Below are 16,663 nucleotides of genomic sequence, written 5' to 3'. Positions count from 1 at the left end.
TGAGAACAGCCCTTATTGCTTTGGTGTGTAGTTCAGTAACTGGAATAGTTCATTTCTTTCTTTATCTGTAAGGTCACGCCACTGTCCGACTTTTAAATTGCCGATATGAATATTCATAATACGAATGCGCTGTAATCGCTGTACAGAATAGCCTAGAGCAGAACACATACGGCGAATTTGGCGATTTAATCCTTGCTCTAAAATAATTTTAAATACTTTTGATGATACCTTTTCTACTCGGCAAGGTAATGTCGTTGTATCTAAAATCTCCACGCCCGAGCTCATGTCACGAATAAATTGATCAGTAATCGGCTTGTCTACCTGCACAACATATTCCTTTTCATGGTGGTTTTCTGCCCGTAAAATTTCGTTGACGATATCTCCATCATTCGTAAGAAGCAGTAATCCTTCCGAATCTTTATCCAAACGTCCGATATGGAAAATACGCAGCGGGTGGTTTACAAAATCCACAACATTACCTTCGATATGCTTTTCCGTTGTACTCGTAATTCCAACAGGTTTGTTCAGTACAATATAGACTAGTTCTTCCTGTCTTTTTACAGGCTTGCCGTCAACTAATACTTCATCGCCTGTTTCAACTTGGCTGCCATTTGTCGCAACAACTCCATTGATTTTTACGCGGCCGTCTTCTACCCATTTATCTGCACCGCGACGTGACACGATGCCTGTTTCTGCTAAAAATTTATTGATTCTCATAATTTTTCACCTACTAATAGAATATCTTCAGTATACATGAGTTTATCTGTAATTTTGTAATTCTTCGTTCAAAATGACGCTTAATTATATAATGAACAAATCTATCTTTACTGGAATTTACCCATTTTATACATTTTTATTATAGTATTCTCTTCATTTTCAGTATAATAGAGTGGAGAAAGAATAATAAAATAATCAGAAAATTGTAGTTTAATATTTGAAATGATTCCACTTTTCTGACAATATAATAGATGAAGATACCTCTCACAGAAGAGTGAGCTTTACAGCATGAATTTCAGCACTGCCTTTTAACGAGAAGGTATGGTCACCATAATTTGTGCAAAGGGGAGAGATTTCAATGGCAGCAGTGTATCAAAATCCAAACACGGATGGCGCATTAGTAAATTTCAAGGAGCGTTACGACAACTTTATCGGGGGTAAATGGACACCGCCAGTAAAAGGGGAATACTTCGACAATATTACCCCTGTAACTGGTAAAGTATTTACTCAAGTGGCGCGTTCTACGGAAGAAGATATCGAACTTGCTTTAGATGCAGCACATGCAGCAAAGGATGCCTGGGGTAAGACATCAGCAACTGAGCGCTCGAATATTTTACTTAAAATTGCAGATCGTATGGAACAAAATCTAGAAATGCTGGCCGTTGCAGAAACATGGGATAACGGTAAGGCAGTACGTGAAACATTGAATGCAGATTTACCTTTGGGCATTGATCACTTCCGCTACTTTGCGGGTGCTTTACGCGCACAGGAAGGGTCTCTTAGTCAGATTGATGAAAATACAGTGGCATATCACTTCCATGAGCCGATCGGTGTAGTTGGACAAATTATTCCATGGAACTTCCCGTTATTGATGGCTGTCTGGAAATTGGCCCCTGCTTTAGCCGCAGGAAACTGTGTCGTATTAAAGCCGGCTGAGCAAACACCAGCATCCATTTTAGTGCTTGTTGAGCTGATTGAAGATTTACTTCCGCCAGGTGTGCTGAATGTTGTGAATGGCTTCGGTTTAGAAGCAGGAAAGCCGTTAGCTTCGAATCCGCGCATTGGTAAAATTGCGTTTACCGGTGAGACGACGACAGGTCGCCTTATTATGCAATATGCATCGCAAAATCTAATTCCTGTTACTCTTGAATTGGGCGGTAAATCACCGAACATTTTCTTTGAAGATATTATGGATGCAGACGATGCATTCTTGGATAAAGCGGTGGAAGGCTTCGTATTATTCGCTTTAAACCAAGGTGAAGTATGTACATGTCCTTCTCGTGCACTTATTCAGGAATCGATTTACGAGAAATTTATGGAGCGCGTATTAAAGCGTGTAGAAGCAATTAAAACAGGTAACCCTTTAGATACAGATACAATGATGGGTGCTCAAGCATCATCAGAACAAATGGAGAAAATCCAATCTTATTTACAAATCGGTAAAGAAGAAGGCGCGGAATGCTTAATCGGCGGTGAGAAAAATGATTTAGGCGGCGATTTTGCAGAAGGCTACTATATTAAACCGACTGTATTTAAAGGTCATAATAAAATGCGTATTTTCCAAGAGGAAATTTTCGGCCCGGTTGTTGCTGTAACAACATTTAAAACGAAAGAAGAAGCTTTGGAAATCGCAAATGATACGTTATACGGATTGGGTTCAGGCGTTTGGACACGTGATATGAATACCGCTTACCGCTTCGGACGCGGCATTCAGGCAGGACGTGTATGGACGAACTGCTACCATGCATATCCGGCACATGCGGCGTTTGGCGGCTACAAAATGAGTGGTGTAGGACGCGAAAACCATAAAATGATGTTAAGCCACTATCAACAAACGAAAAACCTTTTAGTAAGCTATGATGAAAACCGCTTAGGCTTCTTCTAAGAGAGGGGGTGCAAAATTTGGTTGAACGTGTTATAGCAACCGATGCAGCACTGCAATTAATCGAGAAGTTGAAAGAACGCCACGGACCGGTTATGTTCCATCAATCCGGAGGCTGCTGTGATGGTTCGTCCCCAATGTGTTATCCTGATGGCGATTTAATTATCGGCAACCAGGATATATTGCTTGGTCATATTGGCGGAAGTCCGTTTTATATGCACAAAAACCAATATGATTATTGGAAGCATACACAGATTATTATCGATGTTGTCGATGGACGTGGTGGAATGTTTTCGTTGGAAGGCGTCGAAGGGAAGCGCTTTTTATCTAGATCAAGGGCCTTCACAAAAGAAGAGCTTGATGAGCTTCAAGTATAAAGTTATAAAAGGGAATGCTGGTTCGACAATCAGCATTCTTTTTTTATGGAAAAAAGCATATTTTTTTCACTTCAAAAATTTAGGCGTATAATTATAAGTAGGAGTGTGAACTGATGGATCAAACAGCTTTTATACAGTTACTTAAAAATAATAATGAGCGGATGGAGCTATTTTTCGGAGCGGATGTTCAAAGCAATGCCCGGATACCGTTAGCGGTACAATTTACATTTTCACGTGAAACATTTAACGGTCCTTTATTCGAGAAAAATGTAAAAGATATACATAGCCAAAAATCCAAGCAATCATTCTTCGAGTTCTTCTCTACGACATCAAATAGATCAGTTTTAACGTATAAGATGTTAGCCCATTTCGTCTTGCATCCACAGCCTGAACAGGAGCTTCAGCGAGTAAATTTCAATGAAAAGGCGTTATTGAAAGCAGGGTTTAAAAGCAGTGGTTATCAACGAATTGCAGCTCTTTTTTTAATAGACGAAGCACATGCAAAAAAAGCAAAAATCTTACATGACGAAATGAAAAAGTATCATTTCTTTCTGACGGGCAAAGATGATATCCCATATGCGGTTTTACTGACGAGAAAGCAAAGTGACCCGGTTAAGATTGCCGAAACAATGCGGAAATACTATGATGCATTACACGGTAAAGGGTTTAAAAATGGGGATGCTCTACAGGCAATGACACAGCTATTGCCATTGTATGATGAGGAATTTCAGCCTGTATTGGTTGATTATGTAGTTGCGATGAAGCAGTCATTTATCAATAGTGGCGTGAATGTGAAGAAAAGGTTTTATCCATATTTATCCTTGCTTGCTTTAGCAGGAGCTACATCGGAAGTTGTCGATGAAATTGTAGAAATGGAACGGGCACTCGTCAAGCTTCCGATGTTTATGGATATGCAGGCGTATGCTTTAATGACCGCTGCCCAGTATGTGCTGAAAAGTTTCATCGAAAACGATATGTTATCCGATTTCAACGATAGTTTATTATTTATGCAGGCTCTTGCGATGAGCGATTATATAGGTGATATCCCATTTTTATTAGCATTCGATATTCTCGATATATCTTTTTAATATGGGTAAACAATAATGGAGGAGTGAATTAAATGAAACAGACAAAATTATGGATTAATGGCCAATGGGAAAGTACGAACGAAACGACTGAGTTAACAGCACCTTATACAGGAGAAGTACTTGCAAATGTAGCAAAAGCAACGGCAGCGGACGTGGAGCGTGCAATTGAAGGCGCACATCAAACATTCCGGGCATTCAAGAAAACGACTGCTTATGAACGCGCCGAAATTTTATACAAGGTCGTAACGATCATGCGGGAACGAAAACAAGAACTTGCAAAAATATTGACGGATGAAGCGGCAAAACCGATATCAGCAGGTATTGCCGAAATAGAACGTACGATTGCGACATACCAGTTCGCTGCAGAAGCGGCAAAACAAAGTACAGGCGAAACGATTCCGATGGATGCAGCGCCAGGTGTAAAAGACAGAATTGGTTATACGAAACGAGTTCCATTAGGCGTAGTTTCTGCGATTACCCCATTTAATTTTCCATTTAATCTTGTAGCCCATAAATTAGGTCCAGCTTTTGCTGTAGGGAATACAGTTGTATTAAAACCTGCATCCCAAACGCCGTTAAGTGCACTTGCAATGGCTGAAATCTTCAAAGAAGCAGGTTTACCGGATGGCGCATTGCAAATTGTGACAGGCAGCGGCGGGGAATTGAGCGAAACACTCGTAACACATCCACTTGTAAAAAAGGTGACATTTACAGGTAGTGGCGCGGTTGGCTTAAAGATTAAAGAAAAAATCGGCTTGCGAAAAATTACACTAGAGCTTGGTTCAAATGCGGCACTCATTGTAGAACCTTCAACACCGCTTGAAAAGATTATGAAGCGTGGTGTAGGCGGTGCATTTGGATTTGCCGGACAAGTATGTATTTCATTGCAACGGATTTATGTTCATACTTCAATTTATGAGGCATTTACAAAATTATTTGTTGAAGAGACAAAGAAACTAGTTGTCGGAGATCCGCATGATGAAAAAACAGATGTGAGTGCAATGATTCATCCTGATGAAGTTAGCCGTATAAAAAACTGGATTGAAGAGGCGAAACAGCAAGGTGCAACGGTTGCAGCAGGAGCTGAATTTACAGAGCGCACATGCTCTCCAACGGTCATGACGAATGTAAAGCCTGATATGAGGATTGTTTGTGAGGAGACTTTTGCACCAATCGTATCCATTGTGCCGTATGAAACGCTGGATGAGGCGATTGCCCTTGTAAACAGATCGGAGCTTGCGTTAAATGCGGGTATTTACACAAATGTATTAACAGATGCCATGAAAGCTGCTGAAGAGATTGAAGCAGGCGCAGTGATCATTAACGATATTCCAACGTTCCGTGTAGACAATATGCCGTATGGGGGCGTCAAAATGAGCGGCTACGGTAAAGAAGGCATTAAGTATGCAGTGGAAGAAATGACCGATTTAAAATTTATTACAATGAAGTTGAATTATGAATAGTTTGTACTAGCACTTCCATCTTCTGAATAGTAACATGGAGTGTAGTTTAGAAAGGAGGAAGATTATGAAAAATACTCTGCCTATGAGCTTTTCAAAATCTATCCAAACACGATTAGTACTACCTCCTGATACAAATCATCATCAATCGATATTCGGAGGAAAAGTGTTAGCATATATTGATGAAATTGCGGCGATTGCTGCAATGAAACATTGCCAAGGTGAAGTCGTCACTGCTTCTTTTGACTCAGTAGATTTCGTATCCTCTGCCTATGCAGGTGATATGATTGAGTTAGAAGCTGTTGTATCCGGAACAGGTCGTACTTCGATGGAAGTATATGTACGGGTTGTATCAAGAAATATTAAAACAGGTGCAAAGAAATTAACGACGGAATCATTCGTAACGATGGTCGCGATCGACCAAAACGGCAAGCCGAAAGAAGTGCCGGGTGTTGAACCGGAAACAGATTTCGAACGCCATTTATTTGAAACCGGTCCGATTCGTCAGGAGCACCGGAAACAGAAGCGAGCATTATCAAAGAAACGCCGTGCATAAAAAAAGGGATATCAAATAGCATTTTGCATTTGATATCCCTTTAGTATTTAAGCAAAATTAATCATGCAGTTCCTGCACAATGTGGAGCAATGAATCCGATGATGTTAAAACATTGTTAGATGTATGTGTTAAACCGGTAATAACTGATGATATCGCATGAATGTCTTCATTCGTGTTTTCATATTGTGTTTTGATGCCATGTACGGCTTCTGTAATCGATGTAAAGGAATCCGCCAAGTTCTTTTGCGTATCCACGCTCATTTTTACTTGTTCATCAACACTTGAAACAGAGTCGGACATTTGTGAAATACTAAGTTCGGTTTCTTTAATTAAATGAGATACGTTTTGTACCGCATTTTTAGTTTCCTCAGCAAGCTTTCGAACTTCATCAGCTACTACGGCAAATCCTTTCCCGTGTTCACCTGCACGTGCTGCTTCAATAGATGCATTTAATGCAAGCAAGTTTGTCTGATCGGCAATCCCTGTTACTAACCCTACAATTTCAGCAATTTTTTTGGATGATTGACGTAGTTTAACCATTGATGATTCAAGTGTGTCCACACGATCTAAAATGTTTGTCATGATGGCTGTCTGGTTAACTAAATATGTAGTCCCTGTCGTTGATTTATTTTCTGTTTCCGCTACTAAATTCAATCCCTGTGTTGTGTTGGAAGCAATTTCTTCGGTTTGACTCGCGATTTCCTGCAATGAGGCATTTGTCTGATCACTAATATGCGTTAACTCTTGTGCAGTTTGTTGAATTCGCTCTACAATCCGGTATTTCATTTCCAAACTTTCAGTACGAATGCGCTGCTCTTCTTTTTCATATGCTTCAATCACAAGCTGCTGCTCGAAGTTGATTAGTTTTGAAAAAGCATTAATAGCTTTAGCCATTTCTTCATTCGACATTTCAATTTGACTGGTAAAGTCGATAAACGTTGTCATTAGCGATTGGAATGATGCAATATACCACTTCGATTGCAGTCCGATTTTAACATGGACATGCGCAATCGTTTGTCGTTCCTCTATATAATTTGAATCGATATTACAGTTGAACATCGCTTCTAAATGCTTTGTTAATGTCCCTTTCAGACGCTCCATTCGAGCTGAACTTCCTATAATATCAACGAGCTCCGGACTTAAGCTGATTGCACCGTAAAACTTCTCCACCATAACTGGAACAACTTGTTGTGCAAAAGGCTCAAGCTGTTTAATCACGGCTAAATCCTCTTTCGTTAATTTTAGCAATTGAAGCTGTTTATGTAAGTTAGGATAGTTTGAAACATCCAGGTTTACTTGCTGTGCATAATTTGCAATTTCAAAATAAGGCTTGTTTGAAACTTTTGTTGCTCTTGAAAACAGAATACCCATGTTCTTCCTCGATTCATGTATTATTAAATAATACTATTTTACTGTTTATATCGGATGAAATCATTAATATTTCTATAAAGATTAAAAATTTACAGTAATTTGTATTTGAGGTAATATAACTATTAAAATGGATGCAGTAAATAGTGAAAGGCGTTGTAATGATGAAGTTTCATAAAGGGCGTTTGAAATTTGTTTTACCATTGTCACTTGGGGTGGCGATCGCTTCGTATATTATGCTCGTAAACAATTATGCAGAAGTAGGCGACCGCGACCGGATTTTAATAGTTATTGGAGCAACCATCTTAACCGCAGTTATTTCCTACTTTTTATTCCCGCAGGAAGGGGATAACCCGAAAGATAGAGGCCCATATTAATCAAATATAGACACCAAAAGAAATCTCGAAATAAAAAATTCGGGATTTTTGTCCTCTCTATGAAACTTTTACGAATATTATCCGTAAATAAGCTAATAAACTAAAGTGAGGTTGATAACAAATGGAATCTAAATGGTCGAAAATCATTATTCATGCCAGTGCATTCTTTGCTCCGTTCCTAGTACCGATTCTGTTTTTCTTAATAAGTTCTGAAGATGAAGTAAAGCGTACAGCAATCCAAGCATTGCTTTTCCAAGTCGTATTCGGAATTTTAATAGCAATTGCAGGAGTTCTTTCTGTATTGTTAATTGGTTTACCATTCCTATTAGTATTTTTACTCATTTTCTGGATTGCACCTGTCATCGGTATTGTAAAAGCATTATCTGATCAGCACTGGAATTATCCAATTGTCGGACGCTGGGTATAATTTATCCTCAATTTGGCAAAGTTCATAAAAGCGGTAAGGTTTGTTTAAAAACACCTTATCGCTTTTTTTTACATAAATAGGGATTTATTAATGTAAAAATAGGGAAACCTAAAACAAGAGTGATTAGTTGCATTTCGAAAAATAAATATTGTATATTTAAGTCAAAGATAGTCAAAGTCAGTTGATAAGAGGTGAGAGACAGCATGAGGAATATATCTGACATAATTGAAGGGTATTTGAAGGAAGTTATTGAATTAGAGGGACAGGGACTTATTGAAATAAAGCGAAATGAATTAGCAAAGCAATTTGCCTGTGCTCCTTCCCAAATCAATTACGTTATCAATACGCGTTTCACGACCGAGCATGGCTACTATGTAGAGAGTAAGCGGGGTGGTGGCGGTTATATTCGGATTTTGCGTGTAACAATCCACTCTAAGAAAAATCTACTGGACGAAATGGAAACACAAATAGGTAACGAAATAGCTCAGACTAATGCTGAACGTATTATTTTCCGGTTATTGGATGAGGACATTATTACAGAGCGAGAAGCAAGCATTATGAAGGCCGCTTTAGATCGAGTCACATTACAGGTAGCTTTACCGCTGCGTGATCAGTTAAGAGCACGTATTATGCATGCAATGCTACAAACGATTTCTTTTGAAAAGTAGAGGTGGATTATTATGATATGTGAGCATTGTAAACAGCGTCATGCCAATGTTACCGTTACTCAAGTTCACAATGGTCAAAAAGTAGAGCGTCACTACTGTGAAGTATGTGCCACTCAATTTCATCCATTTCAATTTGACGTAAATGAAGAGCCTGCATCTCTTCAGCAGCTTATTTCAAATTGGTTCAATTTTGTACCTGTGAATGCAAAGAAAGAAAGTACGACAACTAATACAAACAGCCCAAAATCCTGTCCTTCCTGTGGGTTTACGTACCGACAGTTTTTAAAGCAAGGAAAATTTGGATGCGGTCAATGTTACGAAACATTTAGCGAGCAATTACCACAGCTACTTGAACGTCTTCAGGCAGGTACTCAGCATGTAGGGTATGTGGAAGAAGGACCTTCAAAAGAAAAAGTAGAACAACAAATCCAAGAGCTCCGTTCATCACTGCAGCAAGCTATTGCGGAAGAGCGTTTTGAAGATGCAGCTTCCATACGTGATGAAGTAAGGGAATTGGAAAGTAAAATAAAACAGGAAGGTGAGGGGAACGCATGAACATCGAGCATTTTTTAACGAATGCCAGTCCCAGCTGGATGCAACACGAAAGCGATTCCGATATCGTCATTAGCACGCGCATTCGGCTTGCTCGTAATATTGCCAATACTCGATTTCCGATAAGTTTTACAGAACAGGAAGCACAAATAATTGAAGAAAAAATGATGAAGTCATTATTAGCTTCGGATAACAACCCATATCAGTTTTCCTATTTCCAAATAAAAGATATGCCGGTTTTACAACGCCAAATTTTAGTGGAGAAGCATTTGATCAGCCCGAATTTGGCACGAAGAAAAAAAATTGGATCATTTTTTTTAACAAAAGATGAATCCATTAGCATATTAGTAAATGAAGAGGATCATATTCGCATACAGAGTCTTACTCAAGGGATGAATTTAAAAGAAGCATTTGATAAGGCTCGCAATATTGACCGCTACTTAAGTAAGTCAATCGCGTATGCATATGAAGACCGCTATGGTTATTTGACAAGTTGCCCAACAAATGTCGGAACAGGACTTCGAGCTTCTGTCATGCTCCATTTACCAGCACTCACAATGATGAAACAGATGAATCCATTAATTCAGATGATGACAAGATTAGGAATGGTTGTGAGGGGAATATATGGGGAAGGCAGTGAAAATTTAGGGAATATTTATCAAATATCTAACCAGATCACATTAGGTAAATCAGAAGAAATGATTTTGCAGGAGCTTCAGGATGTTGTAGAGCAAGTAATCAAAAAAGAAGAACTTGCCCGCAAAAATTTGCTGATGCGTGCTCCCTCGATGTTGGAAGACCGCTTAAGCCGTTCGCTTGGTACATTGAAGTATGCAAAAATTTTAACGAGTGAAGAAGCGGCAAGCTGTTTATCAAATGTGCGTCTTGGGGTAAGTTTAGGATTATTAGAAGCAATTTCACAGCGTAAACTAAATGAATGCATGCTTATTATGCAACCTGGACTCATTCAGCAATATATTGGTACTACGTTACAACCGGCAGAACGCGATATGTATCGTGCGAAGCTGTTGCAAGAAAAGTTAAACGAGCAAGATGAAGCTACAAACAATGGGGAAAAAGGAGAGGATTTTCTATGATGTTTAATCGATTCACACAACGTGCTCAGAAGGTATTACAACTTGCTCAAGAAGAGGCAATTCGTCTTAAGCATAAAGAAATCGGAACTGAACATATTTTACTTGGCTTAATTCGTGAAGGTGGCGGAATTGCCGCTAAAGCTTTGGAAGCAATTAATATTAGCCCTCAAATGATTGAAACTGGCATTGAAGAACTCGTTGGAAAAGGAACTGAAGATGTAGGCCCAATCGTACATTACACACCACGAGCTAAAAAGGTAATCGAACTTTCATTGGATGAATCACGTAAGTTAGGGCATGCATATGTCGGAACAGAGCATATTTTATTAGCTTTAATTCGTGAAGGTGAAGGGGTTGCTGCCCGTGTATTGGCGAATACAGGTGTAAGCATCAATAAAGCACGCCAACAAGTCTTACTGCTATTAGGCAATAACGATTCAAACAATAGCGGTAATTCCAGCATGACACAAACAGTAAATACACCAACACTTGATAGTCTAGCCCGCGATTTAACAGCGGTAGCGCGTGAAGGCTCACTTGACCCGGTTATCGGCCGCTCAAAAGAAATTACACGTGTTGTAGAAGTACTGTCACGCCGTACAAAAAACAACCCGGTACTGATCGGGGAACCTGGTGTCGGTAAAACGGCTATTGCAGAAGGCTTGGCACAGCAAATTATCAATAACGAAGTACCGGAAACACTGCGCGATAAACGTGTAATGACGCTTGATATGGGTACAGTTGTTGCAGGTACGAAATATCGTGGGGAATTTGAAGACCGTCTGAAAAAAGTGATGGATGAAATTCGCCAGGCTGGCAATATTATTTTATTCATCGATGAGCTTCATACATTGATCGGTGCAGGTGGCGCTGAAGGTGCAATTGATGCGTCGAATATTTTAAAACCATCATTGGCACGTGGCGAACTGCAATGTATCGGTGCGACAACATTGGATGAGTACCGTAAATATATCGAAAAAGACGCGGCATTAGAGCGTCGTTTCCAACCAATCCAAGTTGATGAGCCATCTGTTGAAGAAACAATCCAAATTATTAATGGTTTACGTGACCGCTATGAAGCACATCACCGTGTGAAAATTTCGGATGAAGCGGTAGAAGCGGCTGCAAAATTATCGGATCGCTACATTTCAGATCGTTTCTTACCGGATAAGGCAATTGACTTAATTGATGAAGCTGGTTCGAAAGTGCGCTTACGCTCTTATACTGTTCCACCTAACTTAAAAGAGTTGGAAGATAAACTGGAAGGCATCAAGTCTGAAAAGAATGCCGCTGTTTCAGGACAGGAATTTGAAAAAGCAGCTGCATTGCGTGATACAGAGCAGAAGCTGAAACAAGAGCTTGAACAACTGAAAAAAGAGTGGAAAGAAAAACAAGGCAAAGAAGAGTCTACAGTTTATGTAGACGACATCGCACAAGTGGTGGCAATGTGGACGGGAATTCCTGTTTCGAAAATCGCACAGGCAGAATCTGCGAAGTTATTAAACCTTGAAGAAGAATTACACAAACGTGTAGTTGGTCAAGGTGAAGCAGTAGAGGCAATTTCTCGTGCAATCCGCCGTGCACGTGCAGGTTTAAAAGATCCGAAACGTCCAATCGGTTCATTTATCTTCCTTGGACCTACAGGTGTAGGTAAAACGGAACTAGCACGAGCACTTGCTGAAGTAATGTTCGGTGATGAAGATGCGATGATCCGTGTAGATATGTCCGAGTATATGGAGAAACACTCGACTTCTCGTTTAGTCGGTTCACCTCCAGGCTATGTAGGATTTGACGATGGTGGTCAATTAACAGAAAAAGTCCGCCGCAAACCATATTCGGTTGTACTGTTAGATGAAATCGAAAAAGCGCATCCGGATGTATTCAACATCTTATTACAAGTGTTGGAAGACGGCCGCTTAACTGACTCAAAAGGCCGTGTTGTTGATTTCCGCAATACAGTAGTCATTATGACATCGAATGTTGGGGCAGATGCTCTGAAATACCGCAAGCATGTAGGATTCGGTGCAGGTGTAAATGCATCGAAAGACAAAGACATGAAGAACACAATGCTGGAAGAACTGAAAAAAGCGTTCCGTCCAGAGTTCTTAAACCGTATTGATGAAATGATCGTGTTCCATTCATTAGAAAAGGATCACTTAAAAGAAATCGTATCATTAATGGCGAACTCTTTAACAAATCGTCTGAAAGAGCAGGATATCGAACTGCAACTTACAGATGCAGCGCTTGAGAAAATTTCGGAAGAAGGCTATGATCCGCAATATGGTGCGCGTCCATTACGTCGTGCATTACAAAAACATGTGGAAGATCGCTTATCCGAAGAGCTGTTAAAAGGTACATTGGATAAAACGCAAACAGTCGTACTGGACTATGCAGATGATGAGTTTGTCGTACGCACACAAGAAAAAGTAGCAACGAATTAACAAAAACAGACGAGGCGGGTAATTCCTGCTTCGTCTGTTTTTGCACTCTCGTCGTTAGAAAACGGGGAATACAAACTAAACAGAAATTATTTTTATGGGAAACACTAGCCTAAAATGAATTTCGTGACAGATTAGTGGGTATTCGATTTTGTTTCGTGTACAATTATAGGAACAAACATTCGAAGGAGCTAGTAAAATGGCAAAAAAGAAGTCTAAATTTATGTGTAGCAGCTGTGGCTATGAAGCGGCAAAATGGATGGGGCGCTGTCCTGGCTGTGGTGAGTGGAATACGATGAATGAAGAAGTCGAAGTCATCACAAAAGGTCCGCGCGGTGCGTTCCAGCATTCTACAACCGCTACAAAGGCAACACCTATTATTCATGTGGAGGTACAGGAAGAAACACGTATCGCTACAGAAATGAATGAGTTCAACCGTGTACTCGGAGGCGGTATCGTACCAGGTTCACTAGTACTAATAGGCGGTGATCCGGGTATCGGGAAATCGACTTTACTACTGCAAGTATCGGCGCTTCTTTCCAATCAGGGAAAACGTGTTTTATATATTTCCGGTGAAGAATCTGTACGTCAAACGAAGCTGCGAGCTGAACGTTTAGGTGTACATACGCCGGAGCTTTATATTTATTCGGAAACGAATCTGGAGTTTTTAAATCAAACAATTGATGAAGTACAACCGAAATTTGTTATTGTCGATTCGATTCAAACGGTACATCATCCGGAAGTAACAAGTGCACCAGGCAGTGTGTCGCAAGTGCGTGAATGTACAGCGGAACTGATGCGTATTGCAAAAACGAAAAATATTGCTATTTTCCTTGTTGGTCATGTTACAAAAGAAGGGCAGATTGCCGGACCGCGTATTTTAGAACATATGGTAGATACGGTGCTTTACTTTGAAGGGGAACGTCATCATAACCACCGAATTTTACGCAGTCAGAAAAACCGTTTTGGTTCTACAAATGAAATAGCGATTTTTGAAATGCTCCATGGAGGGTTAAAGGAAGTATTGAATCCATCTGAGCTGTTTTTACAGGAACGTTCGCAAGGTGCCCCAGGTTCAACGATCGTTGCATCAATGGAAGGGACACGTCCGATTTTGGTAGAAATACAGTCTCTTGTTACACCAACGAGCTTCAATTATCCTAAGCGTATGGCAACGGGGGTTGATCAAAACCGTGTACAGCTTTTAATGGCGGTATTGGAAAAACGCATGGGAATGATGCTTCAGGCACAAGATGCTTATATTAAAGTTGCGGGTGGTGTGAAGCTGGATGAACCGGCGATTGATTTAGCTGTATTAACAAGTATTGTTTCAAGCTTTAAAGACCAGACAGTACGTCCGACAGACTGCTTTATCGGGGAAGTCGGGTTAACTGGCGAAGTACGACGCGTTTCGAGAATTGAACAACGTGTACAGGAAGCGGCAAAGCTAGGATTTAAACGTGCCTTTATTCCAGCTTCAAATATTGGTGGCTGGGAATTCCCACCGGACATTCAAGTCGTTGGCGTCGAAACAATCAGCGATGCACTGCGAGAATCTTTCCAAAATTTATAGGAAATACGTTTTTAGTAATACAATCTAAAAATAGGCATGAAAAGTGAAAATACTTTTCATGCCTATTTATAATTATGCTTTTACCGTTTTTTCTTTCTTTAAAAATGCTTCTCTTGTGAAAATGCCAAAAGGCTTTCCAATCGGCAGGAAGTTGAAGCCGAAATGCTTGTTCAATACATTGGCCCCCGCACCATAAAGTGATAAAAGAGCAATGATTAACTCAGAGTAAGCTGCAAGTAAATGCATGCCGTGCTCCATAATTCCAAATGAGCTTAATGCCAGACCGATAAATAAGAAGTCGATCATGACGAAAATGGCGAATAGAACTTTATTTGTTTCAGCTGTACCAATCGTCATAAATAGGGTAAAGATTAAATAACCTAAATACACAACACCGAGCTGGGTTGTATCAGCAGATGCCTGTAATGTTGCACCAAATACACCGGCTTGAACGAACCAGCTCATGCCTACGCCCATCCAGAACAAACCATATGCGCCGAATGCCGTCGTACCAAATGTATTATTATGCTTTGAATCTAATACAGGTGCGTAAAATTGTGCAATACCTCCTAAAAATATTGCCCAAGGAATAACCAAACCTAAGCCATCTGTCCAGCCTAATTTTTGAGTGGAAGCAACAAATGTTACAATCGCCAAACCGAATAAACCAATTGCAGACGGGTCGGCAGTAGAAATTTTTACTTCTTTTGCAGTATTCAAAACGTATTCACCTCTTCTAAGTTGAAATTTTCTATTATACTAAAATAATATATGCATTAATTTGATTAAACTACCGGTAGTGGGAAATTAGAATGAGGTACGTCATTTTTGAATTAATATCGCGTAAATCTAACTAAAAAAATAGGGAATAATCTTAAAAAATGGGTAAAATCCTAATATTGGAATGTAATTGCATTTTGTTGATTATTTGCCCTTGCTTTTGGTACCTGGACTTCGCATGAATGAAACTTTACATGTATAATTATTAACAGGAGGTGAAACAAATGTTGAAGAAAATAATTCAAGTAGCATTTTTATTTATCGGTGGAGCATTAGGCCTTATTTTCTTACCGCCCTTATATGCATTCATGAACTTATCATCCAATCCTTGGCTTAATAATCCATACTTCAGTGTTGCGATAGGTGCTGCTTTATTATTCGTTTTATCGTTTGCATTATCTGATTACTTTGTAAAATTAATTACTTGGTTAGAGGAAGTATTATTTAAATTACCTGCAGCGGATTTACTGTTTGGTACACTCGGTTTAATCGTAGGACTATGTGTAGCAACATTGGTCGGTGTCGCAATCAATCAAATGAACATTCCTGTTATTACCGCTGTTGTTCCTGCTATTTTATCCATTGTTCTGGGCTATCTCGGTTTCCGGTTAGGTTTCAGTAAACGGGATGAGCTATTGCAGATTTTTTCCGGGAAATCTACGAAAAAGCGTCAAAGTGACGGATCTGTCAAGGAAGTTCAGGAGCAGTACAAATTACTGGATACGAGTGTCATCATTGATGGGCGTATTGCCGATATTTCTACAACAGGCTTTGTTGAAGGGATTTTAGTCGTGCCTCAGTTTGTATTAACAGAACTCCAGCATATTGCGGATTCATCTGATACATTGAAGCGTACGCGTGGTCGCAGAGGTCTCGATATTTTAAAACGTCTTCAGGACGAACGTGCTTCGAAGGTACTTATTACGGAAGTGGATTTTGAAGATGTGTCTGAAGTGGACTTAAAGCTTGTTCGCTTAGCAAAAAATATGAGTGCTCAAATATTGACGAATGATTTCAATTTAAATAAAGTTTGTGAACTGCACCGTGTACAAGTATTGAATATTAATGATTTGGCAAACGCGGTGAAACCGGTCGTTATTCCGGGTGAAGATATGCAAGTCGTTGTCATTAAAGACGGGAAAGAACACAATCAAGGTGTTGCCTATTTAGATGACGGAACAATGATTGTAGTAGAAGGCGGCCGAAGCTATATTGGCCAGGCGATTACAGTTACTGTAACGAGCGTACTTCAAACATCGGCAGGGCGAATGATTTTTGCCAAGCCAAAAGAGGATTAGGATGT

General features: G+C 39.8%; 16 protein-coding genes. 13 read left to right on the top strand and 3 right to left on the bottom strand.

Annotated features, from left to right (window positions below; genetic code table 11):
• Positions 1 to 12: 12 nt before the first annotated feature.
• A complete protein-coding gene (gene rluF, locus B5473_RS02635; RefSeq protein WP_079523525.1) occupies positions 13 to 717 on the bottom strand; it encodes a 23S rRNA pseudouridine(2604) synthase RluF in 705 nt (234 codons plus the stop codon).
• A gap of 358 nt (positions 718 to 1,075) precedes the next feature.
• Here rluF and adh point away from each other — a divergent pair, with 358 nt between their 5' ends.
• From adh to B5473_RS02610, 5 genes are all read left to right on the top strand, one after another.
• Positions 1,076 to 2,602 (top strand): aldehyde dehydrogenase, encoded by a 1,527-nt coding sequence (gene adh, locus B5473_RS02630; protein ID WP_079523524.1) that lies wholly within the window; start codon positions 1,076 to 1,078, stop codon positions 2,600 to 2,602.
• A 17-nt stretch (positions 2,603 to 2,619) separates the two neighbouring features.
• Positions 2,620 to 2,976 (top strand): DUF779 domain-containing protein, encoded by a 357-nt coding sequence (locus B5473_RS02625; RefSeq protein ID WP_079523523.1) that lies wholly within the window; start codon positions 2,620 to 2,622, stop codon positions 2,974 to 2,976.
• 113 nt (positions 2,977 to 3,089) lie between these two features.
• Positions 3,090 to 4,064, top strand: coding sequence for a DUF4003 family protein (locus tag B5473_RS02620; RefSeq protein ID WP_079523522.1), 975 nt, complete (start codon positions 3,090 to 3,092; stop codon positions 4,062 to 4,064).
• Between the two features lie 32 nt (positions 4,065 to 4,096).
• The gene (locus tag B5473_RS02615) at positions 4,097 to 5,527 is read left to right on the top strand and encodes an aldehyde dehydrogenase family protein (protein ID WP_079523521.1); all 1,431 of its coding nucleotides are present in this window, start codon (positions 4,097 to 4,099) and stop codon (positions 5,525 to 5,527) included.
• A 64-nt stretch (positions 5,528 to 5,591) separates the two neighbouring features.
• Positions 5,592 to 6,080 carry an acyl-CoA thioesterase gene (locus B5473_RS02610; RefSeq protein WP_079523520.1) on the top strand — a complete coding sequence of 163 codons (489 nt, stop codon included), beginning with the start codon at positions 5,592 to 5,594 and terminating at the stop codon, positions 6,078 to 6,080.
• A gap of 57 nt (positions 6,081 to 6,137) precedes the next feature.
• On the opposite strand, the gene B5473_RS02605 is transcribed toward B5473_RS02610, so the two are convergent.
• Positions 6,138 to 7,451 (bottom strand): globin-coupled sensor protein, encoded by a 1,314-nt coding sequence (locus B5473_RS02605; RefSeq protein WP_079523519.1) that lies wholly within the window; start codon positions 7,449 to 7,451, stop codon positions 6,138 to 6,140.
• Positions 7,452 to 7,594: 143 nt separating this feature from the next.
• Here B5473_RS02605 and B5473_RS02600 point away from each other — a divergent pair, with 143 nt between their 5' ends.
• From B5473_RS02600 to radA, 7 genes are all read left to right on the top strand, one after another.
• Positions 7,595 to 7,825 (top strand): acyltransferase, encoded by a 231-nt coding sequence (locus B5473_RS02600; RefSeq protein WP_251690922.1) that lies wholly within the window; start codon positions 7,595 to 7,597, stop codon positions 7,823 to 7,825.
• A 121-nt stretch (positions 7,826 to 7,946) separates the two neighbouring features.
• Entirely contained in the window at positions 7,947 to 8,252 is a 306-nt protein-coding gene (locus tag B5473_RS02595) for a DUF4870 domain-containing protein (protein WP_079523518.1), read from the top strand.
• A gap of 203 nt (positions 8,253 to 8,455) precedes the next feature.
• On the top strand, positions 8,456 to 8,920 hold the full coding sequence (locus B5473_RS02590) for a CtsR family transcriptional regulator (protein ID WP_079523517.1): 465 nt from the start codon (positions 8,456 to 8,458) through the stop codon (positions 8,918 to 8,920).
• Positions 8,921 to 8,932: 12 nt separating this feature from the next.
• A complete protein-coding gene (locus B5473_RS02585; RefSeq protein ID WP_079523516.1) occupies positions 8,933 to 9,475 on the top strand; it encodes a UvrB/UvrC motif-containing protein in 543 nt (180 codons plus the stop codon).
• On the top strand, positions 9,472 to 10,569 hold the full coding sequence (locus tag B5473_RS02580; protein ID WP_079523515.1) for a protein arginine kinase: 1,098 nt from the start codon (positions 9,472 to 9,474) through the stop codon (positions 10,567 to 10,569). The genes B5473_RS02585 and B5473_RS02580 overlap by 4 nt, the downstream gene beginning before the upstream one ends.
• On the top strand, positions 10,566 to 13,010 hold the full coding sequence (locus B5473_RS02575) for an ATP-dependent Clp protease ATP-binding subunit (RefSeq protein ID WP_079523514.1): 2,445 nt from the start codon (positions 10,566 to 10,568) through the stop codon (positions 13,008 to 13,010). Before B5473_RS02580 ends, B5473_RS02575 begins: the two co-directional genes overlap by 4 nt.
• Positions 13,011 to 13,206: 196 nt before the next feature.
• Positions 13,207 to 14,580 carry a DNA repair protein RadA gene (radA, locus tag B5473_RS02570; RefSeq protein ID WP_079523513.1) on the top strand — a complete coding sequence of 458 codons (1,374 nt, stop codon included), beginning with the start codon at positions 13,207 to 13,209 and terminating at the stop codon, positions 14,578 to 14,580.
• 72 nt (positions 14,581 to 14,652) lie between these two features.
• Here the strand turns inward: radA and B5473_RS02565 are convergent, their stop codons facing one another.
• Positions 14,653 to 15,300 carry an acetate uptake transporter gene (locus tag B5473_RS02565; protein WP_079523512.1) on the bottom strand — a complete coding sequence of 216 codons (648 nt, stop codon included), beginning with the start codon at positions 15,298 to 15,300 and terminating at the stop codon, positions 14,653 to 14,655.
• 284 nt (positions 15,301 to 15,584) lie between these two features.
• Here B5473_RS02565 and B5473_RS02560 point away from each other — a divergent pair, with 284 nt between their 5' ends.
• The gene (locus tag B5473_RS02560) at positions 15,585 to 16,658 is read left to right on the top strand and encodes a PIN/TRAM domain-containing protein (RefSeq protein WP_079523511.1); all 1,074 of its coding nucleotides are present in this window, start codon (positions 15,585 to 15,587) and stop codon (positions 16,656 to 16,658) included.
• Positions 16,659 to 16,663: the final 5 nt, after the last annotated feature.

The organism is Solibacillus isronensis (assembly GCF_900168685.1).
GTDB classification, from domain to species: domain Bacteria; phylum Bacillota; class Bacilli; order Bacillales_A; family Planococcaceae; genus Solibacillus; species Solibacillus isronensis_A.
This window is presented reverse-complemented; position numbering and strand designations above follow the sequence as displayed.